General features: G+C 63.4%; 17 protein-coding genes and 3 tRNA genes. 3 read left to right on the top strand and 17 right to left on the bottom strand.

Translation table 11 applies throughout. The features are described 5' to 3' along the window. Positions 1–63: 63 nt before the first annotated feature. Positions 64–1110 carry a transketolase-like TK C-terminal-containing protein gene (locus HX881_RS22980; protein WP_177086747.1) on the top strand — a complete coding sequence of 349 codons (1047 nt, stop codon included), beginning with the start codon at positions 64–66 and terminating at the stop codon, positions 1108–1110. A 22-nt stretch (positions 1111–1132) separates the two neighbouring features. Here HX881_RS22980 and HX881_RS22975 read toward each other — a convergent pair whose 3' ends face one another. Then, a complete protein-coding gene (locus HX881_RS22975) occupies positions 1133–1603 on the bottom strand; it encodes a MarR family winged helix-turn-helix transcriptional regulator (RefSeq protein ID WP_042936253.1) in 471 nt (156 codons plus the stop codon). A 179-nt stretch (positions 1604–1782) separates the two neighbouring features. On the opposite strand from HX881_RS22975, the gene aceE reads away from it, so the two are divergent. Further along, a complete protein-coding gene (gene aceE / locus HX881_RS22970; RefSeq protein WP_177086745.1) occupies positions 1783–4461 on the top strand; it encodes a pyruvate dehydrogenase (acetyl-transferring), homodimeric type in 2679 nt (892 codons plus the stop codon). Between the two features lie 9 nt (positions 4462–4470). Here the strand turns inward: aceE and HX881_RS22965 are convergent, their stop codons facing one another. The 13 genes from HX881_RS22965 to truA all read right to left on the bottom strand — a co-directional run bounded on the left by HX881_RS22965 (position 4471) and on the right by truA (position 15198). After that, the gene (locus tag HX881_RS22965) at positions 4471–5307 is read right to left on the bottom strand and encodes a DUF2242 domain-containing protein (protein ID WP_103033022.1); all 837 of its coding nucleotides are present in this window, start codon (positions 5305–5307) and stop codon (positions 4471–4473) included. 305 nt (positions 5308–5612) lie between these two features. Beyond that, a tRNA-Asp gene (locus HX881_RS22960) sits at positions 5613–5689 on the bottom strand. A gap of 114 nt (positions 5690–5803) precedes the next feature. Continuing rightward, positions 5804–5880: transfer RNA gene (locus HX881_RS22955), tRNA-Asp, on the bottom strand. An 82-nt stretch (positions 5881–5962) separates the two neighbouring features. Next, positions 5963–6038, bottom strand: a tRNA-Val gene (locus HX881_RS22950). A gap of 159 nt (positions 6039–6197) precedes the next feature. Beyond that, positions 6198–6977 (bottom strand): SDR family oxidoreductase, encoded by a 780-nt coding sequence (locus HX881_RS22945; RefSeq protein ID WP_017123222.1) that lies wholly within the window; start codon positions 6975–6977, stop codon positions 6198–6200. Next, positions 6974–8185 (bottom strand): O-succinylhomoserine sulfhydrylase, encoded by a 1212-nt coding sequence (locus tag HX881_RS22940; RefSeq protein WP_177086743.1) that lies wholly within the window; start codon positions 8183–8185, stop codon positions 6974–6976. The genes HX881_RS22945 and HX881_RS22940 overlap by 4 nt, the downstream gene beginning before the upstream one ends. A 179-nt stretch (positions 8186–8364) precedes the next feature. Beyond that, complete coding sequence (gene purF / locus HX881_RS22935) at positions 8365–9870, bottom strand: amidophosphoribosyltransferase (RefSeq protein WP_017123224.1); 1506 nt, start codon at positions 9868–9870, stop codon at positions 8365–8367. Positions 9871–9911: 41 nt separating this feature from the next. Next, positions 9912–10469, bottom strand: a complete 558-nt coding sequence (locus tag HX881_RS22930; protein ID WP_177086742.1) for a CvpA family protein — start codon at positions 10467–10469, stop codon at positions 9912–9914. A gap of 220 nt (positions 10470–10689) precedes the next feature. Continuing rightward, positions 10690–11373, bottom strand: coding sequence for an SPOR domain-containing protein (locus HX881_RS22925; protein WP_103033021.1), 684 nt, complete (start codon positions 11371–11373; stop codon positions 10690–10692). Then, on the bottom strand, positions 11357–12664 hold the full coding sequence (folC, locus tag HX881_RS22920) for a bifunctional tetrahydrofolate synthase/dihydrofolate synthase (protein ID WP_177086740.1): 1308 nt from the start codon (positions 12662–12664) through the stop codon (positions 11357–11359). The genes HX881_RS22925 and folC overlap by 17 nt, the downstream gene beginning before the upstream one ends. Next, on the bottom strand, positions 12661–13581 hold the full coding sequence (accD, locus tag HX881_RS22915) for an acetyl-CoA carboxylase, carboxyltransferase subunit beta (RefSeq protein WP_017129384.1): 921 nt from the start codon (positions 13579–13581) through the stop codon (positions 12661–12663). The genes folC and accD overlap by 4 nt, the downstream gene beginning before the upstream one ends. Before the next feature lie 107 nt (positions 13582–13688). Further along, on the bottom strand, positions 13689–14309 hold the full coding sequence (locus tag HX881_RS22910) for a phosphoribosylanthranilate isomerase (RefSeq protein WP_017129385.1): 621 nt from the start codon (positions 14307–14309) through the stop codon (positions 13689–13691). A gap of 64 nt (positions 14310–14373) precedes the next feature. Then, positions 14374–15198 (bottom strand): tRNA pseudouridine(38-40) synthase TruA, encoded by an 825-nt coding sequence (truA, locus tag HX881_RS22905; RefSeq protein WP_177086888.1) that lies wholly within the window; start codon positions 15196–15198, stop codon positions 14374–14376. A gap of 222 nt (positions 15199–15420) precedes the next feature. Between truA and HX881_RS22900 the strand changes: the two genes are divergently transcribed. Beyond that, a complete protein-coding gene (locus HX881_RS22900) occupies positions 15421–16080 on the top strand; it encodes a M24 family metallopeptidase (protein ID WP_017129387.1) in 660 nt (219 codons plus the stop codon). Positions 16081–16154: 74 nt separating this feature from the next. Here HX881_RS22900 and HX881_RS22895 read toward each other — a convergent pair whose 3' ends face one another. From HX881_RS22895 to asd, 3 genes are all read right to left on the bottom strand, one after another. Further along, positions 16155–18710, bottom strand: coding sequence for a motility hub landmark protein FimV (locus HX881_RS22895; protein WP_042937078.1), 2556 nt, complete (start codon positions 18708–18710; stop codon positions 16155–16157). A gap of 206 nt (positions 18711–18916) precedes the next feature. Further along, the gene (locus tag HX881_RS22890) at positions 18917–19918 is read right to left on the bottom strand and encodes an aspartate-semialdehyde dehydrogenase (protein ID WP_177086738.1); all 1002 of its coding nucleotides are present in this window, start codon (positions 19916–19918) and stop codon (positions 18917–18919) included. A gap of 251 nt (positions 19919–20169) precedes the next feature. Further along, positions 20170–21282, bottom strand: coding sequence for an aspartate-semialdehyde dehydrogenase (asd, locus tag HX881_RS22885; protein ID WP_017129390.1), 1113 nt, complete (start codon positions 21280–21282; stop codon positions 20170–20172). Positions 21283–21314: the final 32 nt, after the last annotated feature.

Below are 21314 nucleotides of genomic sequence, written 5' to 3'. Positions count from 1 at the left end.
TGCATTTGCAATCATATGCCCGACTGATCTAGGGTTGAAAACCCCGTCCAGGCGAACCCGACCATGACCGCACTCTCCCCCCGCCCCTCAAGCCGGGCCACCGCCCTTGCCTGCATCAAGGCCCTGCAGGCCGCCCCCGCGACAGCGGGATCACCGCTGTCCAGTGTGCTGGAGATCGCCGAGCGGCTGGAGCACGGCATGGCCGCGAACCATGGGGCCTGGGTCATCCGCAATCATCGGCATCCCGATGCGCCGCGTTCGACCCGGATCAGTGCCTGGTCGATGCGTTTCTCCCGTCATCGTGCGCAAAGACCCTTGCTGTACCTGCTCAGCGCCGCCCATTCCGCCGGACTCTGTGCAGTGGCCGACGAAACCCTGCAACGCGGTATCCTGTGCAACGATATCGAGACCCTGCCCTCGCGCTGGCCCAAGGGGGCGCAGCCTTCATTGCCCTTGTGGCTGGCGAGCAATCCGCGCTGCCAGCCGTTCGACCCCGCCTCGGGCGCCGAAGCCCGGGCGATTGTCCTGGCCGCCTTGCAGCGGCTGTATGTCGAAGGCGATCCGGGGTTCTACTACCTGGCCCTGCACGATCGGGAGCAAGGTCCGGCGTTGACTGCCGAGCAGACGCAGGACGCCCTCGACGGCATGTACCGCCTCTCGCCGGAACGCTCGGCGATCATCCGTCTGCTGGGGGCCGGCCAGGCACTCGAGGAAGTGCAGGCGGCTGCCGGTTTGCTGGAGCAGGACTGGGGAATCACTGCACAGGTCTGGAGTTGTCCCAGCTATACCCGACTGGCGCGGAACGCCGCGAGTACAGCACGCTGGAACCGCCTGCACCCGGGCGCAACGAAACGCCGCTCGCATCTGGAGAAGTGCCTGGGCGACAGCAACGCCCCGATCGTCGCGGTGACCGGCTACCCGCAGGCCGTGGTCGATCCCCTGGGCGGGTATGTCGCGGCACGATTTGTCGGGCTGGGAGCCGGCTCGATGGGGCCGGGGGCGCCTGATCGCCACTGGATCGCCGCGCTGGCCCTTGGTGCCCTGGCGGATGAACAACAGATCGCATCAGGGCTCGCCAGGCAGGCGCTTGCGCGTTATGGGCTATGTTGATCGTCGCGCGGCTATCGCCCTGTCAGGCCTTGCCACGCCCCCGCGACTCGCTACCGGCATTGCGCGCCAGATCGGCGGTACGCTCCAGGGCGTCGGCGAAACTGCGCCGCTGGCTGTCGTCGAGTTGCGACAGAAACAGCTCGGCGACCGCCTCTTCGTAGATTGCCCACATCCTCTTGCGCAAGCCCCGGCCGGCCTCGGTGATCGAGGCAAATGCCCCGCGCCCATCGCCCTCGGCACGCGAGCGCACCACCAGGCCGTCCTTCTCCAGCCGGTCGACCAGCCGGGTGAGGTTGTAGCGCTCGATCGCCAGCACATCCGCCAGCTCATGCATCCGCCGAGTACCGTCCGGCCCGCTTTCCAATCCCCACAGGGCATCGTACCAGGCATAGGGTGGTAGCCCCGCGGTTGCCAGGCGCCGCTCTATCTCGCGGATAACGCTACGGTGAGCCCTGACGAAGCGGAACCATACATCGGGCTCGTTGGCAGCCATGAAAACCATCCGCAGAAAAATCAAGAGGGTTGCAATGGTAACCCATGGCGGGATAGATTCGATCTTGTAGTTGCAATTGCAACTATATTTTCAACGTGCTGCCGACGCCCACCCACAAGGTTTGCGCGTCGCATCCGTCCCGCCATCACGCTGCCCATCGGCAGCCCCAGGAGCCCGGCATGACTCACCCCAACGCCCTGATTCTCGACGATGATCCGCAGGAAACCCGCGAGTGGCTCGAATCGATCGAATCCGTTCTGTCCACCGAAGGACGCCCGCGCGCGCACTATCTGATCGACCAGCTACTGGACTTCGATGTCGCCCGCCATGGCGATTTCCACGGTCGGGTCACCACGCCCTACGTCAACACCATTGCCGTCGACCGCCAGCAGCCCTACCCCGGCAACCTGGCCATCGAACGCCGGCTGAACGCCTATATCCGCTGGAACGCCATGGCCATGGTGCTGCGGGCCGGCAAGCATTCGGGAGTCGGCGGTCATATCGCCACCTATGCTTCGGCGGCGGTGCTGTATGACGTTGGCTTCGATCACTTTTTCCGCGGTCGCACCGACAACTTCGAGGGCGACATGGTGTATATCCAGGGCCATTCCTCGCCGGGTATCTATGGTCGCGCCTATCTCGAAGGACGCGTCAGCGAAGCCCAGCTCGACAATTTCCGCCGCGAAGCCGGCGGCGACGGCCTGTCGAGCTACCCGCATCCGCGGCTGATGCCGGACTTCTGGCAGTTCCCCACGGTGTCCATGGGCCTGGGGCCGATCACCGCCGCCTACCAGGCGCGCTTCATGCGCTACCTGGAATATCGCGACCTCAAGCCGCACCAGGGCCGCAAGGTCTGGGCCTTTCTCGGCGACGGCGAGATGGACCAACCCGAGTCCCTGGCGGCGATCTCCCTGGCCGGACGGGAAAAGCTCGATAACCTGATCTTCGTCGTCAACTGCAACCTGCAGCGCCTGGACGGCCCGGTACGCGGCAACGCCAAGGTGATCCAGGAGTTCGAAAGCCTGTACCGAGCCGCCGGCTGGAACGTGATCAAGGTGATCTGGGGGGGCGGCTGGGATGCCTTGCTGGAGAAGGATCGCAGCGGCCTGCTGCGCCAACGCATGATGGAATGCGTGGATGGCGAGTATCAGAACTACAAGTCGCAGAACGGCGCCTATGTGCGCGAGCATTTCTTCGGCAAGTACCCGGCCCTGCTGGAGCTGGTGGCCGACATGACGGACGACGATATCTGGAAGCTGTCCCGCGGTGGCCACGACCCGGACAAGGTCTACAACGCCTACGCCGCCGCCATGCGCCACAGCGGGCAGCCGACGGTGATTCTCGCCAAGACCGTCAAGGGCTTCGGCATGGGCGAGGCCGGCGAAGGCCAGAATATCAACCACCAGTTGAAGAAAATGGATCTGGACGCGGTCAAGGCCTTCCGCGATCGTTTCGGCCTGGAGGTCTCGGACGAGCAGTTGGCCAAGGAAATCCCCTACCTCAAGCCCACCGCCGACAGCCCCGAAGCGCACTACTTCGCCGCGCGCCGACAACAGCTCGGCGGCCATGTGCCGGCGCGCAACACGGCCTGCGAGAGCTTGCGGATCCCACCGCTGGAAACCTTCGCCGCACAGCTCAAGGACACCGGTGAACGCTCGATTTCCACCACCATGGCCTTCGTGCGCATCCTCGGCACACTGTTGAAGGATCCGCATATCGGCAAGCGGGTGGTTCCCATCGTGCCCGACGAATCACGGACCTTCGGCATGGAAAGCCTGTTTCGCCAGATCGGCATCCACTCGGCGGTGGGCCAGCTCTACACCCCGCAGGACGCCGGGCAACTGAGCTACTACAAGGAAAGCCGCGACGGCCAGATTCTCCAGGAAGGCCTGAACGAATCGGGCGGCATTTCTTCCTGGATCGCCGCCAGCACCTCCTACAGCAATCACGGCCTGATGACCGTGCCGTTCTATATCTACTACTCGATGTTCGGTTTCCAGCGGGTCGGCGACCTCGCCTGGGCGGCCGGCGACGCACGGGCCCGGGGCTTCCTGCTGGGCGCCACCTCGGGCCGCACCACGCTGATGGGCGAAGGCCTGCAGCATGACGACGGCCACAGCCATGTGCTGTCGTCGGTAATCCCCTGCTGCGTGTCGTATGACCCGACCTTCGCCTACGAACTGGCGGTGATCATCCGCGAAGGCATGCGCCGCATGTATGTCGAACAGGAGGATATCTATTACTACATCACCCTGCTCAACGAGAACTACCCGCACCCGGCCATGCCCGACGGTGTAGAGGAAGGCATTCTCAAGGGGCTCTACCTGCTCGGGAACGACGACACGCAGGCCGGGGAGCGACCTCGCGTGCAATTGATGGGTTGCGGTTCGATCCTGCGCGAGGTGATGGCGGCGGCCCAACTGCTGCGGGATGACTTCGCCGTGGCCAGTGATGTCTGGAGTGCCACCAGCCTCACCGAGTTGCGTCGCGAGGGGCACACGGTGGAGCGCTGGAACCTGCTGCATCCCCAGGAGGAACCGCGGATCAGCTATGTGGAAAGCTGTCTGAAGGACCGGGCTGGGCCGCTGGTGGTCGCCACGGACTACATGAAGATCTTCGCCGACCAGATTCGCCCTTTCGTCAGCGGCAGGCGTTTCGTGGCCCTGGGCACCGACGGTTTCGGCCAATCCGATACCCGTGAAACCCTGCGGCAGTTCTTCGAAGTGGATCGCTACTTTATCGTCCTGGCCGCGCTCAAGGCCTTGGCCGATGATGGACAGGTCCCGCGCAGCAGCGTGGTCCAGGCTATCAGCCGCTACGGTATCGAGGTCGACAAACCCGATCCCGCGGCGATCTGAAGGGAGCGTTTACTGAGCCGGCGTGGCCGGCTCGGCAGGGGTCGGCGCCGGTGTCGGCTCGGCCGGTTTGTCACTGGCGGCCGGCGTCGCCGGTGCCGTTTCGGCCGGGGTCGCCGGAGCGACTTCCGGCAATGGTTTTACCGGCTCGGGAATAGCCGGAGCCGTCAGGGCCGGAGCGACATGCGCAGGCTCGACATGGCTTGGCTCGGCGGCTTTTGCCGGCTCCGCGGCGGCTTCCGGCTTGATCGCCGCCGGAGCGGTTTCAGGCACGCCGAGATCGGCCTTGGGCTTCTCGTCGGTGTGCTTTTCCTTCTTCACTTCAGGCGGCAGGAACAACTCCACCAGGGTAAAGAAACGGTCGTAGAACTTGGCCGAGGACACCGTTTCACTGGCTACCTTGACCATCGAATCATCGGTCGAGCCGATCGGCATCGACACCGAACCCAACACCCCCACCCCCAGGCTGGCGGAGTTGTTGACCTTCTTCAGTGCGTAACGGTCCTGCAGGGCGTTGGCGAACATCGTCGAGCGATGATCGGCGCTGCCATCGGCCGCACAGACGACACTGAAGCTGATCTGCAGGTGGGTATCGCCGGTCTGCTGGAAGCTCTTGTTGCCGGCCACCAGCTTCGGATCGCTACTGGTGATGATGTAGCCCTGGCTGAGCAAGGCACGGCGGGCCGCTTCACAGGACGCCGTGTCGCTCACCGCGTAATTGCGCGAGAAGGTTCCGGAGTCGTCGAAATTTTCGTGTTCATAAACGGCGGTCTTGGGCGAGGAGCAGCCTGCGGCGCCCGCCAGCACCAGGGCCAATACCACGGCACGCAAGTGGAATGATGTCGACATTGATAATCCTGAGTAAAACGGTCCGGGGCGTATTGTGCATCAGATCGCCACGCCAGAGCGCACGCTTTAGTGTCTTAACTACTCTACGACAGCGATTTTTCAGGAAAAAGACCTTCGCCCGGAGGTTCGATCAGTACCCGCAGTTTTGCAGGGGCATGAGGACTGGACGGCCATGACTGGCAGAAGTTCCACTGCCCAGCGGATCGTCGACCGGCGACAGCACTTTTTCATCGGCAAAAAAAAGCCCCGGCAAGCCGGGGCATTTTTCGTTGCTTCGAGGAGTTCAAGGGCCTCGAAGCCTTGTATGGCGCAGCGGACGGGACTCGAACCCGCGACCCCCGGCGTGACAGGCCGGTATTCTAACCGACTGAACTACCGCTGCGTATCGCTCGGACTTGCGTCCGTTTGAAACCTTTGAACCCGTGATCGAGAGCCTTCGGTGGCTTTCAATCGCAGACCGCTCACTCGTTTACCAAGCAATCGATCTGTACAAATATGGCGCAGCGGACGGGACTCGAACCCGCGACCCCCGGCGTGACAGGCCGGTATTCTAACCGACTGAACTACCGCTGCGCGTCGGTTGGAGATTCCTTGCGGAATTTCCGATTTGAAGCTTTTCTCTTGCGAGATTCTTTCTTGCGAAAGACTCTGGAAGTGGTGGGTGATGACGGGATCGAACCGCCGACCCTCTGCTTGTAAGGCAGATGCTCTCCCGGCTGAGCTAATCACCCTTTGCTTCGTCGAGGCCGCGAAATTTACGCAGGTAGCGGATCTAAGTCAATAGCCTGCTTGAAGTTTTTCTGAAAAAGACAAATCCGTGTCAGCGCCATCACCACCCTACCGGGACGGAAAACCTCTTGCCACGCGGTCCACGGCCCCGCTGCCGGTCTCTAGTCGCAATAAATCATTTTCTTGCTCATGCCACCATCGACCACGAACTCCTGGCCGGTGACAAAGCCCGCGCTTTTCGACAGCAACCACGCCACGATCGCCGCCACATCCTCGACCGTCCCGACCCGGCCCGCCGGATGCTGGGCATGATCGAGCTCGCTCAGCGGCTCGGCACGGCGTACCGAAGGATCACGGGTATCGATCCAGCCCGGACTGACCGCATTGACGCGGATCTCCGGACCGAGGCTGATCGCCAGGGCGTGGGTCAAGGCCAGCAGCCCGCCCTTGCTCGCCGCATAGGCCTCGGTGTCGGGCTCCGACTGCGCCGCCCGGGTCGAGGCCAGGTTGACGATGGCCCCGCAATGGGCGCGCAGGTACGGTGCGCAGTGCTTGGCCAGCAGCATCGGCCCGCTGAGATTGACTGCCAGCACACGGTTCCAGTGCGACAGATCGAGGCTTTCGAGGGTGATGTTGTGCGGATCGGCAATCGCCGCATTGCACACCAGCGCATCGAGCCGACCGAACTGCCCCAGCACATCGGCCACGCCCTGGGCCACCTGCGCCTCGTCGGAGACATCCATGGCGATAAAACAGGCATTCTCGCCAAGGACATCGGCAACCTTGCCCCCACGCACCTTGTCGAGGTCGGTCAGCACCACCTGCCAGCCTTCGCTGATCAACCAGGCGGCGATGCCCAGCCCGATGCCCCGTGCCGCGCCGGTAACCAGCGCTACGCGACCGTTGTTGCCAACGGCCGCACCAAGGGACAACTCGATCACAGCGCAGCCAGACCGCGCGCCAGGTCGGCTTGCAGGTCCGCCACGTCTTCCAGGCCGACCGCAACGCGGATCAGGCTGTCGCGAATCCCCGCCGCTTCACGTTCCTGCGGCGACAGGCGGCCGTGGGAAGTGGTGCTCGGGTGAGTGATGGTGGTCTTGCTGTCGCCCAGGTTGGCGGTGATCGAGATCAACCGGGTTGCGTCGATAAAGCGCCAGGCGCCCTCTTTGCCGCCCTTGACCTCGAAGCTCACCACGCCACCGAAGCCACGCTGCTGGCGCTGGGCCAGTTCGTGTTGCGGATGGCTCTTGAGGCCGGCGTAGTGCACCTTCTCGATGCCGTCCTGCTGCTCCAGCCACTCGGCCAGGGCCAGGGCATTGGCGCAGTGCGCACGCATGCGCAGGTTCAGGGTTTCCAGGCTCTTGAGGAAGATCCACGCGTTGAACGGGCTGAGGCTCGGCCCGGCAGTACGCAGGAAGCCGACGACTTCCTTCATCTGCTCGCCGCGACCGCAGACCACGCCGCCCATGCAACGACCCTGGCCGTCGATGTACTTGGTCGCCGAATGCACCACGATGTCCGCACCGAGCGTCAGCGGCTGCTGGACGGCAGGCGTGCAGAAGCAGTTGTCGACCACCAGCAGCGCGCCCTTGGCATGGGCGATTTCCGCCAGCGCGGCGATATCCACCAGCTCGGCCAAGGGGTTCGACGGCGATTCGACGAACAGCAGCTTGGTATTGGCCTTGATCGCCGCGTCCCAGCCGGACAGTTCCGCCAGGGGCACGTAGTCGACCTCGACGCCGAAGCGCTTGAAGTACTTCTCGAACAGGCTGATGGTCGAACCGAATACGCTGCGCGACACCAGCACATGGTCGCCGGCGCTGCACAGGCTCATCACCACGGCCATGATCGCGGCCATGCCGGTCGAGGTCGCAACGGCCTGCTCGGCGCCTTCCAGGGCGGCGATGCGCTCCTCGAACGAACGCACGGTCGGGTTGGTGTAGCGCGAATAGACGTTGCCCGGCACTTCCCCGGCAAACCGTGCAGCCGCATCGGCGGCGGTACGGAAAACGTAGCTGGAAGTGAAGAACATCGGGTCGCTGTGCTCGCCTTCCGGCGTACGGTGCTGACCGGCACGGACAGCCAGGGTGTCGAAGGCTACGCCGTCGAGATCGCTGTCCAACCGACCGGCATCCCATTCCTGACTCATGCTGCCACTCCTTGCTCTGATCTTTGGAAGATACAAAACCGGCCCCTGGAAAGCACAACCTGCAGGAGCCGGGCTTGCCCGCGAAGCCTTTGGCGGCCTCAAGGGCCTCTTCGCGGGCAAGCCCGACTCCTACAGGGATCGCGGTGTATTCAACACCGCGCTTCGGGGCCGGTTTCTCGTCAATTGTTGTACAGATCGATGATCGCACTGACCGCCTGGGTCTTGACCTTGGACGCATCGTTGCGCGCCTGCTCGATCTTGTTCAGGTAGTGCTCGTCGATATCGCCGGTGACGTACTTGCCGTCGAACACCGCGCAGTCGAACTGTTCGATCTTGATCTTGCCACCGCCGACGGCTTCGATCAGGTCCGGCAGGTCCTGATAGATCAACCAGTCGGCACCGATCAGGTCCGCAACGTCCTGGGTGGAACGGTTGTGGGCGATCAGTTCGTGGGCACTCGGCATATCGATGCCGTAGACGTTGGGGTAGCGCACGGCCGGAGCCGCCGAGCAGAAGTAGACGTTCTTCGCGCCGGCTTCACGGGCCATCTGGATGATCTGCTTGCAGGTGGTGCCGCGCACGATCGAGTCGTCCACCAGCATCACGTTCTTGCCGCGGAACTCCAGCTCGATGGCGTTGAGTTTCTGCCGTACGGACTTCTTGCGCGCCGCCTGGCCCGGCATGATGAAGGTCCGGCCGATGTAGCGGTTCTTCACGAAGCCTTCGCGGAACTTCACGCCCAGGTGGTTTGCCAGTTCCAGGGCCGCGGTACGGCTGGTATCCGGAATCGGGATGACCACGTCGATGTCATGCTCCGGACGCTCGCGCAGGATCTTCTCCGCCAACTTCTCGCCCATGCGCAGACGCGCCTTGTACACCGACACACCGTCGATGATCGAGTCCGGACGCGCCAGGTAGACGTGTTCGAAGATGCACGGGGTCAGGGTCGGGTTGGTCGCGCACTGGCGGGTGTGCAGCTTGCCGTCTTCAGTGATGTAGACCGCTTCGCCCGGCGCCAGATCGCGGATCAGGGTGAAGCCGAGCACGTCCAGGGACACGCTTTCGGAGGCGATCATGTACTCGACGCCCTCGTCGGTGTGGCGCTGGCCGAAAACGATCGGGCGAATGCCATGGGGGTCGCGGAAGCCGACGATGCCGTAGCCGGTGATCATCGCCACCACCGCGTAGCCGCCGACGCAACGGTTGTGCACGTCGGTCACCGCGGCAAACACGTCTTCCTCGGTCGGTTGCAGCTTGCCGCGCTGGGCCAGCTCGTGGGCGAACACGTTGAGCAGCACTTCCGAGTCGGAGCTGGTGTTGACGTGGCGCAGGTCGGACTCGTAGATCTCCTTGGCCAGCTGTTCGACGTTGGTCAGGTTGCCGTTGTGCGCCAGGGTGATGCCGTACGGCGAGTTGACATAGAACGGCTGGGCTTCGGCCGAGGTCGAGCTGCCGGCGGTCGGGTAACGCACGTGGCCGATACCCATGTGGCCGACCAGGCGTTGCATATGGCGCTGATGAAACACATCACGGACCAGGCCGTTGTCCTTGCGCAGGAATAACCGGCCGTCATGGCTGGTCACGATACCGGCAGCGTCCTGGCCGCGGTGCTGGAGCACGGTTAGCGCGTCATACAGCGCCTGATTGACGTTCGACTTACCGACGATACCGACGATGCCACACATGCGACGCAACCCCTACTTAATGAATCTGAACTGAACAGCACTTACTGAGGCGTTTTGGCCGGTAAGAGATGTTCCTTGAACGGAAGGTCAGCGGGTACGCTGATCCCGCTGGCCAGCCACTGACTGCTCCACCCCAGGATGAGGTTCTTGGACCAGTCTGCAACCAATAGAAATTGTGGCACGAGCCGGGACTCCTGCCACCACGTATCCTGCTGTACCGGCCCCAGGCTGAGCAGCCCGACCGCCACGACCACCAGCAACGCGCCACGCGCGGCACCGAAGGCCATGCCGAGAAATCGATCGGTCCCGGACAGGCCGGTGACGCGAATCAACTCGCCGATAAGGTAATTGACCATGGCCCCGACCAACAGGGTCGCGACGAACATGATTGCACAGCCCGCGATCACGCGAGCCGAAGGTGTCTGAATATAGTCGGCGAGGTACACGGACAACGAGCCACCGAACATCCAGGCGATGACGCCGGCGATGATCCAGGTGAGCAGGGACAAGGCTTCTTTGACAAAGCCGCGGCTCAAGCTGATCAAAGCAGAAACGACGATTACCGCGATAATCGCCCAGTCAACCCAGGTAAATGGCACAGTGCAGCCTACAGACGGATAAGGCGGCGCATTTTAGCAGAGCGCCGCCTTGCTGGTAAGGCGATTGTCAGTGCATTTCGATACAACCCGCCGAAGCCTTCTGAAAACGTAGCGAGCGAAGGCAAGACAAGGCAAAAACAGGCGAGGAAGCGGAGTTTACTGGCTGTAAATGAGCATTCCGAGCCTGTTTTTAACGCAGTATTGCCAAGCGCAGTAGTTTTCAGCCGCGCTCGGGTTGGAATCGGACAACAAACCCATTCAGCTTTTGCTGGCGGCCGAGCAGATCACGCAGGCGATCGGCCTCCGCGCGCTCGATCAGCGGCCCGACAAACACCCGGTTCTTCCCGTCGGAGGAACGGATATAGGCGTTGTAGCCCTGGCTACGCAGGTTTTTCTGCAGGCTTTCGGCACTTTCACGGCTCGACAGACTGGCCAGTTGCACCGACCAACTGATCGGCAAGCCGTTGGGGTCCACCCGGTTCTGGGTGGTATCGAGCTTCGCCGGCGCTACCGCCACCGCTTGTGCCGGCGTCTGCGCAGGCGCAGCAGCGGGCTTGGGTGCGGGTGCTGGAGCGACAGGCCTGGTCGCGACAACCGGGGCCGCCGGCTTGGCGGCCGGAGCCGGAGCAATCGGCATCGAAGGCGCCGGTACCGGCTTGGCCGCCACCTCGTCCTCCTCTTCCGGCACAGGCTCCTGGGGCAGGCTTTGCGGCTCGGGCACCGCTACCGGCTCGACCTGTACCTGGGGCACGGCCGGAGCCTGTGGCGCCGCCGGCGGATCGACACGCACCTGACGCTGTTCGTCCTGACGGGAAAACAGCATCGGCAGAAAGATCACGGCCAGCGCCACCAGAACCAGGGCACCGACCATCCGCTGCTTGTACGCTTTATCCAGCAATGCCATTTGCAGCTTCCTCCGTGGCGCGCCGGGCGAGCCATTCCAGCGCCTCGGCTACACAAAAAAACGATCCGAACAACAGGATTTCATCGTCCGCCGTCGCCTGGGCACACTGCCCTTCCAGCGCCGCCGCGACACTCTCGTAGGCCGTCACCGAAGCTCCGCGAGCCTGCAGGGCTGCCTGCAGATCGGTCGCCGGCCGGCTGCGCGGCGATTGCAGTGGCGTCACCGCCCACTGTTGCACATGAGCATCGAGCTGCGACACCACGCCGTCAAGGTCCTTGTCCGACAGCAGGCCGAACACCGCCAGGCGCCGTCCTGCCGGGACACGCCGCGCCAGGCGCTGGGCCAGGTATTGCGCCGCATGGGGGTTATGCCCGACATCCAGCATCAGTTGCAGCGACTTGCCCTGCCAGTTGACGGTACGGCGATCCAGGCGACCGACGATACGGGTTGCCTGCAGGGCGGCAACGATCCGCTCCGGCTGCCATGGCAGGTCCATCAGGGCATAAGCCTGGAGCGCCAGCGCGGCGTTTTCCATCGGCAGGTCGAGCAGCGGCAGGTCATGCAGCTCCAGCACCTGGCCCTGGCCGTCGAGGCCACGCCACTGCCAGTGCTGGTCGGTGATGCCGAGATCGAAATCGCGGCCGCGCAGGAAAAACGGGCAAGCCAGCTCGTGCGCCTTGTCCAGCAAGGGTTGCGGCGGGTTCAGGTCGCCACACAGCGCCGGCCGGCCCTGACGGAAGATCCCGGCCTTTTCATAGGCCACCGATTCGCGGGTATTGCCCAGGTACTCGGCATGGTCGACACCGATACTGGTCACCAGCGCCAGGTCGGCATCCACCACATTGACCGTGTCCAGGCGCCCGCCCAGGCCGACTTCCAGGACCACGGCATCCAGTTGCTCACGCTCGAACAGCCAGAAGGCCGCCAGGGTGCCCATTTCGAAGTAGGTCAGGGAAGTCTCGCCACGACCGGCATCCAGCGCGGCGAATGCTTCGCACAACTGGGCATCGGTCGCTTCCACGCCATTGATCTGCACGCGCTCGTTGTAGCGCAGCAGGTGGGGCGAACTGTAGACCCCGACCTTGAGGCCCTGAGCTTGCAGCAAGGCGGCGACAAAGGCGCAGGTCGAGCCCTTGCCGTTGGTACCGGTCACGGTCACTACCCGAGGCGCCGGCCTGCCCAGCCCCATGCGGTTCGCTACCTCTTGCGAGCGCTCCAGCCCCATGTCGATGGCCGATGGATGCAGTTGCTCCAGGTAGGCGAGCCAGTCGCCCAGGGTACGTTGGATCATACGTTTGCCGGCACCGGTGGGATAACGATGGATTCGACAGGTGCGGCGACGTACACAGGCGTCGGCAGCCCCATCATCTGGGCCAGCAGGCTGCCCAGGCGTGGACGCAGTTCCTGGCGCGGGATGATCATGTCGATGGCGCCGTGCTCCAGCAGGAATTCGCTGCGCTGGAAGCCTTCCGGCAGTTTTTCGCGAACGGTCTGCTCGATCACGCGCGGACCGGCGAAGCCGATCAGTGCCTTGGGTTCGCCGACGATCACGTCGCCGAGCATCGCCAGGCTGGCGGAAACGCCGCCGTAGACCGGGTCGGTCAGGACGGAGATGAACGGCAGGCCCTCTTCACGCAGGCGCGCCAGCACGGCCGAGGTCTTCGCCATCTGCATCAGCGAGATCAGCGCTTCCTGCATCCGCGCACCACCGGAGGCCGAGAAACAGACCATCGGGCAACGGTTTTCCAGGGCGTAGTTGGCGGCACGAACGAAGCGCTCGCCGACGATGGCGCCCATGGAGCCGCCCATGAACGAGAACTCGAATGCCGAGACGACGATCGGCATCCCCAGCAGCGTACCGCTCATGGAGATCAGCGCGTCTTTTTCGCCGGTCTGCTTCTGGGCTGCGGTCAGGCGATCCTTGTACTTCTTGCCGTCACGGAATTTCAGACGGTCCACCGGCTCCAGGTCGGCACCCAGTTCGGCGCGACCTTCGGCGTCCAGGAAGATGTCGATGCGGGCACGGGCACCAATGCGCATGTGGTGGTTGCACTTGGGGCAGACGTCCAGGGTCTTTTCCAGCTCCGGACGATAGAGCACCGCGTCGCACGATGGGCACTTGTGCCACAGACCTTCAGGCACCGAGCTTTTCTTCACCTCGGAACGCATGATCGAAGGGATCAGTTTGTCTACTAACCAGTTGCTCATGCTTTCTTTCTCCAATTCGTTTTCGGCCCGTCGGACAACCGGGCCCGCCTGTTTTCTAGCGGCGGTAAGCATGGACGGTGGCAGGCTGCCGTCCGTCACATCGGCGATCAGCTGGCGCGAACCGCCTGGATGAACGCCTTGATCTTCGCGGGGTCCTTGATGCCCTTGCTCCGTTCCACCCCGCCACTGGTATCCACGGCATATGGCCTGACCCGGGCAATGGCGTCCCCGACGTTTTCCACGGTCAGGCCGCCGGCCAGGATGATCGGCTTGCTCAGGCCCTGCGGCACGAGGGACCAGTCGAAAGCCTCGCCGGTCCCACCGTGCACACCTTCGACATAGGTATCGAGCAGGATGCCACTGGCACCGGGATAGGCCCGGCACGCCGCGGCGATATCGTCGCCGGCCTTGACCCGCAGGGCCTTGATGTACGGCCGGTGAAAGCCCTCGCACTGTTCGCTGGTTTCGTCGCCATGGAACTGCAGCAGGTCCAGCGGCACCGCGTCGAGGATCTCGCCCAGCTCGCAACGGCTGGCATTGACGAACAGGCCCACGGTGGTCACGAACGGCGGCAAGGCGGCGATGATCGCCCGCGCCTGCTGGAAGGTCACCGCCCGCGGGCTTTTGGCATAGAACACAAAACCGATGGCATCGGCCCCGGCCTCGACCGCGGCCAACGCATCTTCAATACGGGTGATCCCGCAGATTTTGCTGCGAACGGCGGACATATCGTCAGAACCCCAGGGTTTTTCCGAGTAAAGTCCCGGATGGTAGCAAATGCTTTTCCAGGCGTCAGCCGGCAAGTTCCGAGAAACCCGTCAAGAAATGTGGCCCGACATAACGTTCCGGCAGCTCGAACTCGTCGCGGTACTCCACCTGCACCAGATACAGGCCGAACGGATGGGCCGTTACCCCGCCGGTGCGGCGGATACGGCTCTCCAGCACTTCACGCGCCCACTCCACCGGCCGCTCGCCGGCACCAATGGTCATCAGCACCCCGGCGATATTGCGCACCATATGATGCAGGAAGGCACCGGCGCGGATATCGATGACAATCATCTTGCCGTGCCGGGTCACCCGCAGGTGGTGGACTTCCTTGATCGGCGACTTGGCCTGGCACTGCCCGGCACGGAAGGCGCTGAAATCATGGGTACCCACCAGATGGCGGGCCGCCTCGGCCATGCGCTGCTCATCCAGCGGCCGGTGATTCCAGGTGATTTCCTCATTGAGGTGCGCCGGACGGATCTGGTCGTTGTAGATCACATAGCGATAACGCCGGGCGATGGCCTTGAAACGCGCATGAAAATGCGCCGGCATGACCTTGGCCCAGCTGACGCTGATGTCATGGGGCAGGTTGATATTGGCACCCATGACCCAGGCCTTCAGCGAGCGCTCGGCCTGGGTGTCGAAATGCACCACCTGCCCGCAGGCGTGCACCCCGGCATCGGTGCGCCCGGCACACATCAGTGAAACCGGCGAATCCGCCACTTTCGACAAGGCGTCTTCCAGGGTTTCCTGCACCGTGAGCACACCGGAGGCCTGGCGCTGCCAGCCGCGATAACGCGAGCCCTTGTATTCGACGCCCAGGGCGATCCGGGAAAAGCCTTCGGCGGCCATTTCGGCCGCCGGGTTATCTATATTTGCCAAGAACTTACAGCCTGATGATTTGCGCAAAGGCGTGCATTATAAGGCGACCGGCCGCGGACGCCATGCGCGGGGCGCTTTTAGTTTGCGCCAGAAAGCCGGCCGACGCCTGTGCATGAGGATTGCCTTGTCCGGGGCAATCTCGCTATATATCAAAATACATAACGATAAAGCCCCTCGACCGAGACCCGATGAATGAACGCACTGAATAAACAAGCCGTCGGCCAGGCCTACAGTTTGGACGGCATGCTCCACGCCAAGCGCATGACCTGGCAGGCCATCGAGGAAATGGCCCGGCGCTTCAAGCCCGGCATGCTGGAATCCGAAGCACGCGCCCTGGGCCTGGAGATTCTCAAGGAACTGGGCATGGATCGCATCTGGCACCCGCTGCTGATCCGCTTCGGCGCCAATACCCTGAAGACCTTCAAGCAGCGTTCCGAAGGTGATCCGGCACTGGGCGAGAACGACATCTTCTTTATCGACCTGGGGGTGGTCTGGGATCGCCATGAAGGCGACTCGGGCGGCACTTTCACCACCGGCAACGACCCCGAGATGATTGCCTGCGCGGCAGCGGCCAAGACCCTGTTCGACCAGGTCCACGACTACTGGAAGCAACAGCAGGTCAGCGGCCCGGAGCTGTATCGTTATGCCGAGGAACAGGCCAATGCCATGGGCTGGGTGCTGAACCTGGAAATCAAGGGTCACCGGGTCAGTGATTTCCCCCATGCCATCTACCGTGCCGGGGACCTGGGGGACTTCGAGGCCTGCCCGGATGTCGGCTTGTGGATCCTGGAAATCCAGATCGCCCACCCGACCCGGCCGTTCGGCGCGTTCTACGAGGACCTGCTGGCCTGATGCAGAACGTGGAATCGGTAAAACGACAACGGCAGCCCGAGGGCTGCCGTTGTCGTTAGTGCCAGCGGATCGACTCATGCCAGACGCTTGAGCATTTCCTTGGCTTCGTTCTTTTGCACTTCGCTGCCTTCGCTCAGGACTTCGGCGAGAATATCCCGCGCGCCATCCTTGTCGTCCATGTCGATATAGGCCTGGGCCAGGTCGAGCTTGGTCGCCGCCTCGTCGGTTCCCGAGAGGAAGTCGAACTCCGGCTCGTCATCACCCAGGGCCGCGTCGTCAGCGGTGAAAGTCGGGGCCGCCAGCGGGGGCTGCTCCAGGCTCTGGGACAGACGGTCCAGCTCGGCGTTGACGTCATCGAGCTCATCGGTAAAGGCATTCGGCCCGGTGTCGACCGCCAGTTCGTCGGCCAGCGACAGGTCGAAGTCTTCCGACAGCCCCAGGTCATCCAGCGCATCGAGGGTCGGCACTTCGCCCTGGGGCACCGCCGGATCGTCGGTCAGGCCCAGCAGGAAGTCGTCGTCCGCCTGGATCGCGGCCGGCTCGTCAGCGCCCAGGTCCAGATCGAAATCCGACAGGTCGTCCGCGCTCGCCTTGGCTTCAGTCTGCTGTGCCAGCACCGACTCGAAGCTCAGGTCGTCGTCGAGCTGCAGGTCATCCAGATCCAGGTCCGCCACCGGAGCTGGAACGACCGAAGGCGAAACCGCCTCCAGGTCATCGAGGCTGAGGTCGAAATCGTTGTCGAACTCATCCACCACCGGCGCCGGCGCCGCGGCAACCACGGGCTCAGGCGCGGCAACCGGGGCCGGCGGCTCCTCCTGCAACAACTCCTGGACAAACTGCTCGTCGAGCTCGGCGGCGACTGCTGCCGCACCAAGGCCCGCCACCGCCGCCACGGCGATCATGCCGGGAAAGCGACTCTTGAGCTGCTCGACCTGGGCATGGTTCTCGCCGTTGGCGACCAGCTGGCGCTCCTGGACGACAAAGCCGTCGCGATCGCCCTGGCGACCGTAGACTTCCATCAGCTTCAGGCGCAGATCGCTGCGCTGCGGCTCGAACTTGATCGCCTCTTCCAGCACATCGGCAGCCTGGTTCAGATGACCACGTTCAATATGCAGTTCAGCCTGGCCCAACACATCGGTTGGACGTTCAGCGACGGGAGCCGGCGCCTGGGCCGGCGCCAGCTTTACGCTCGGAGGAGGCACCTCCAGGCCTTCGAAGCTGCTTTCCGGCATATCCAGGTCTGCTGCGAAGTCGGTTTCTTCAGACAGCGCCCGCGCCATGCGCTGGTGCTTCTCGGCTTCCTGCTGGGCCTTGCGGCGACGCACCAGGAGCAGCATGAGCAACAACAGCACCAGCACCACGGAACCGGCGATCAGGCCCAGGAGAATCGGGCTGGACAGCAGGTCGTCGAGCTTGCGCTCTTCGCCTGGCGCCACTTCGGCCTGGATCGGCGGCTCGACCGGCTTGGCCGCTTCAGCGGGGGCAGGCGTCGCGACGATCGGCGCCGGAGTCGGGGCCACTTCCGGCTTGGCCACCAGTTCGGCCGGCATGGCCGGCTGGCTGGTAGCAGGCGCAGTGCCCGCCCCTTCCGCCTGCAACTTGGCCAGTTGATCGTTCTTCAGCTGGATCAGGCGCTGCAGTTTATCCAACTGGCTCTGCAGGTCCTCCATGCGGCTTTTCAGCTCGGCATTGTCGCGACGGGTAGAGTCGAGGCTCTCCTGGGTGACAGCCAGCTTGTTGCTCAGGGCCTTGCTGTCGCCAGCCGCACCCTTGCCGCCCTTCTTGCCGCTTTCGGCGGAGACCAGGCTCAGGTTGTCCTTGCCGGCGCCACGGGATGGCGCGGCTTCGCCCCCCTTGTGCCGGGTGGCATCCACCTGCTGCTTGCCGGCATGGGCCGAACGACGCCCCTGGCGCCACGCGGCATTCTGCGCGGCCACCTCGGCGATCGCCTTGGACTGCGGCAGGCTGGTGCTTTGCACCGGATCCGGCAGGCGCAACACCTGGCCGGTCTTCATGCGGTTGATGTTGCCATCGATAAACGCATCCGGGTTCAACGCCTGGATGGCCAGCATGGTCTGCTGCACGGAGCCGCTATTGCGCTCCCGGGCGGCGATTTCCCAGAGGGTATCCTTGGGACCGGTGGTGTACTGCTTGGCCTTGGTCGGCGCGGTTACCGGCGCACTCGGTGCGACAACCGGAGCCGGCTTGGCGGCATCGCCCGCAGGCGCATACTTCGACGGATCGAGCAGCACGCTGTAGTCACGCATCAGCCGCCCATTGGGCCACTGCACCTGGACCAGGAAGCGCACATAGGCTTCGGATAACGGCTTGCTCGAGGTGACGCGCACCACGCTGCGCCCGTTGGGATTGAGCACCGGCGTGAAGGTCAGGTCGTTCAGGAAGTCCTGGCGGCTGACGCCGGCATCGCTGAACGCCTGGGGAGAAGCCAGGCTCGGAACGATATCGGAAGCGCTGAGGCCACCGACATCCTGCAATTCGATTTCCACCAGCAATGGCTGGTTCAGGGTCGACTTGAGGGTCATTTCCCCCAGCCCAAGCGCATGCGCCATACCGGAAGACAGCGCCGAAGCGGCCGCTATTGCTAACACCAGTTTGCGAACTTGAACCATAGCCTCTTCCTTTGTTAGTGCGTTCCTCGGCCAGCGAGAAGGTGGTGTAGCTGCCTTGCGGCATGGCGCGCGGCCCGGGAAAACCACCGCAACACCCTGTTTTAGCCGATGCCCCTGCAAGTGCCCGAGGGGCAGCTCACCTTCAGCAACCAGCCTGAGCATAGCGTCAGGCTAGAATCATTCTGCAAATTGTCGCCAAGTATCTTTTACAGCGGGTCTTTTATCAACAATTCAGCCAGTTGCACAGCGTTTAGCGCGGCACCCTTGCGGACATTGTCCGACGTCAGCCACAGATTCAGTTCCGACAGATCATCAACACCGTGACGAACCCGTCCGACATAGACCACATCCTGGCCCACGGCGTCACCGACGGCGGTCGGATAATCACCGGCGTCCACCAGCTCGATGCCGTCCGCCGCTTCCAGCGCCGCGTTCACCGCGGGCAGATCGACCTCGGCAGCCGCCTCCAGGGACACACTATAGCTATCGCCAAAAAACACCGGGGCTTGAACGCAAGTGACTGAAATTTTTAGTAAAGGTGCTGCAAGCAGTTCACGCAACTCGCTGACCAGGCGCTTTTCCAGGGAAACATGCCCCTCGGCATCCGGCTTGCCGACCTGGGCCAGCAGGTTGAAGGCGATCTGCCGATCGAAGAAACGCGGCTCCAGCGGGCGGACATTCAACAGTTCGGCGGTCTGCCGGGCCAGCTCACTGACGGCCTCACGACCCTGGCTGGACACGGCCAGGCAGGCGGTCACGGTCACGCGCCGCAGTTCCAGCAGCCCCTTGAGCGGCGCCAGCACCACGGCCAGCGCGGTGGCCGCGGCGCTCGGGCTGCCCACCTGGACCGGCTTGTCCAGGGTCGCCAGCACCTGGGCATTGGCTTCCGGCACCACCTGGGGCACGGGCAAGGCGCCAGACAGATCGATGACCGTGCAGCCGGCCGCCGCGGCACGCGGGGCAAAACTCAGGGTGACCGCCGGGCCGGCAGCGAAAAACACCAATTGGACCTTGGCGAAATCGAACTCGTCGACTTCACGCACACGGACGTTCTTGCCCCGAAATGGCACCGAGTGACCGGCGGACTCGCTGCTGGCCAGCAAATGCAGGTCGGCCACCGGAAAGTCACGCTCTTCGAGAACCTGCACCAGGGTCTCGCCGACAGTGCCGGTGGCGCCGATCACGGCAATATCAAAGGACTGGCTCATGGGTTTGACCTCAGGCAAAACGGGGGGGCACTTTACCCTATATGACATGATCGTTCCCACGCCCTGCGTGGGAATGTCTCTCTGGATACCCGGCGTCCACCTTTCGACGCGGAGCGTCGGGGACTGCATTCCCACGCAGCGCGTGGGAGCGATCAACACCTTGTGCCGCCAGGTTGACGCCCGACAATAAAAAACCCGCGACTCTGGCGAGACGCGGGCTTTTCAATACATCGGCTCGATGCGGCAGCGAATCAACGCTCCAGCAGGATCCGCAACATGCGCCGCAGCGGCTCGGCCGCGCCCCACAACAGCTGGTCACCCACGGTGAACGCGCCGAGGAACTGCGAGCCCATGTTCAGCTTGCGCAGACGCCCTACCGGGATGTTCAGGGTGCCGGTGACCTTGGTCGGACTCAACTCCTGCATGCTGATCTCACGCTGGTTCGGCACCAGCTTGACCCAGGGGTTGTGCTGGCTGATCAGCCCTTCGATATCGGCGATCGGCACATCCTTGTTCAGCTTGATGGTCAGTGCCTGGCTGTGGCAACGCATGGCACCGATGCGCACGCAGATACCGTCCACAGGGATCGGGCTCTTGAAGCGACCGAGGATCTTGTTGGTTTCGGCCTGGGCCTTCCACTCTTCGCGGCTCTGGCCGTTCGGCAGTTCCTTGTCGATCCAAGGGATCAGGCTGCCGGCCAATGGCACGCCGAAGTTTTCGGTCGGGTAGGCATCGCTGCGCATGGCTTCGGCGACACGGCGATCGATGTCGAGGATCGCGCTGGCGGGGTCGGCCAGTTGATCGGCGACGGCCGCATGGGTCGCGCCCATCTGCTTGATCAGCTCGCGCATGTTCTGCGCACCGGCACCGGAGGCCGCCTGATAGGTCATGGCGCTCATCCACTCCACCAGGCCGGCCTCGAACAGGCCGCCCAGACCCATCAGCATCAGGCTGACGGTGCAATTGCCACCGATGTAGTTCTTGGTCCCGGCATCCAGCTGCTGGTCGATGACCTTGCGGTTCACCGGATCGAGGATGATCACCGCGTCATCCTGCATGCGCAGGCTGGAGGCGGCATCGATCCAGTAACCCTGCCAGCCGGCTTCGCGCAGCTTGGGGAAAACCTCGCTGGTGTAGTCGCCACCCTGGCAGGTCAGAATCACGTCGAGGGTTTTCAGCTCTTCAATGCTGTAGGCATCCTTCAGCGGGGCAATATCCTTGCCCACGGATGGACCTTGGCCACCGACATTGGAAGTGGTGAAAAACACCGGCTCAATAAGATCGAAGTCCTGCTCTTCCAGCATCCGCTGCATGAGCACGGAACCGACCATACCGCGCCAACCGATCAGACCTACACGTTTCATCGCAACTACACCTTTTACAAAAGTGGGTCACC

Source organism: Pseudomonas gingeri (assembly GCF_013386115.1).
Lineage (GTDB): Bacteria > Pseudomonadota > Gammaproteobacteria > Pseudomonadales > Pseudomonadaceae > Aquipseudomonas > Aquipseudomonas gingeri.
The sequence above is the reverse complement of the archived record's forward strand: the minus strand, read 5'-3'. Positions and strand labels throughout refer to the sequence as shown.

Bases quoted from the DNA above. Each gene is read 5' to 3' on its own strand.
- HX881_RS22900 (WP_017129387.1), top strand. From the start codon at position 15,421: ATGAACGCACTGAATAAACAAGCCGTCGGCCAGGCCTACAGTTTGGAC.
- HX881_RS22980 (WP_177086747.1), top strand. From the start codon at position 64: ATGACCGCACTCTCCCCCCGCCCCTCAAGCCGGGCCACCGCCCTTGCC.
- accD (WP_017129384.1), bottom strand. From the start codon at position 13,581: ATGAGCAACTGGTTAGTAGACAAACTGATCCCTTCGATCATGCGTTCC.
- HX881_RS22895 (WP_042937078.1), bottom strand. From the start codon at position 18,710: ATGGTTCAAGTTCGCAAACTGGTGTTAGCAATAGCGGCCGCTTCGGCG.
- aceE (WP_177086745.1), top strand. From the start codon at position 1,783: ATGACTCACCCCAACGCCCTGATTCTCGACGATGATCCGCAGGAAACC.
- HX881_RS22910 (WP_017129385.1), bottom strand. From the start codon at position 14,309: ATGTCCGCCGTTCGCAGCAAAATCTGCGGGATCACCCGTATTGAAGAT.
- HX881_RS22965 (WP_103033022.1), bottom strand. From the start codon at position 5,307: ATGTCGACATCATTCCACTTGCGTGCCGTGGTATTGGCCCTGGTGCTG.
- truA (WP_177086888.1), bottom strand. From the start codon at position 15,198: ATGGCCGCCGAAGGCTTTTCCCGGATCGCCCTGGGCGTCGAATACAAG.
- HX881_RS22940 (WP_177086743.1), bottom strand. From the start codon at position 8,185: ATGAGTCAGGAATGGGATGCCGGTCGGTTGGACAGCGATCTCGACGGC.
- HX881_RS22925 (WP_103033021.1), bottom strand. From the start codon at position 11,373: ATGGCATTGCTGGATAAAGCGTACAAGCAGCGGATGGTCGGTGCCCTG.
- HX881_RS22890 (WP_177086738.1), bottom strand. From the start codon at position 19,918: ATGAGCCAGTCCTTTGATATTGCCGTGATCGGCGCCACCGGCACTGTC.
- HX881_RS22975 (WP_042936253.1), bottom strand. From the start codon at position 1,603: ATGGCTGCCAACGAGCCCGATGTATGGTTCCGCTTCGTCAGGGCTCAC.
- asd (WP_017129390.1), bottom strand. From the start codon at position 21,282: ATGAAACGTGTAGGTCTGATCGGTTGGCGCGGTATGGTCGGTTCCGTG.
- folC (WP_177086740.1), bottom strand. From the start codon at position 12,664: ATGATCCAACGTACCCTGGGCGACTGGCTCGCCTACCTGGAGCAACTG.
- purF (WP_017123224.1), bottom strand. From the start codon at position 9,870: ATGTGTGGCATCGTCGGTATCGTCGGTAAGTCGAACGTCAATCAGGCG.